Origin of the sequence: Rhodoplanes roseus (assembly GCF_003258865.1) — a bacterium.
In the GTDB taxonomy this organism is placed as follows: domain Bacteria; phylum Pseudomonadota; class Alphaproteobacteria; order Rhizobiales; family Xanthobacteraceae; genus Rhodoplanes; species Rhodoplanes roseus.
Window position 1 is genome coordinate 1 of record NZ_NPEX01000875.1, and the last position, 262, is coordinate 262.

1 pseudogene is annotated in these 262 nt (G+C 60.7%); it reads right to left on the bottom strand.

Features of this window, described 5'->3' with window-relative positions:
- Positions 1–262, bottom strand: a pseudogene (locus CH341_RS32815) (ferrous iron transporter B); the annotation flags it as partial.

Consider the following 262-nt stretch of genomic DNA (forward strand, 5'->3'; position numbering starts at 1 on the left):
TAATGCGGCAGCTCCATCACGAAGGGCGCCGTCTCCTTGTGGCGCAGCACGGAGACGGAAAGAAGCTTGGCGACAAGGAGCGCGGCAAAGATCGTGATCGTCGACAGATAGAAGAGAACGAGCCCCTTCGCCTCGACGAAGTAGATGTTGATGAGGAGCGTATAGAGCGGGATCTTCGCCAGGCAGTTCATGAACGGCACGGTGAGGATCGTCGCAAGCCGCGCCCGCTCGTCCGGAATGCCCTTCGTCGCCATCACGCCCG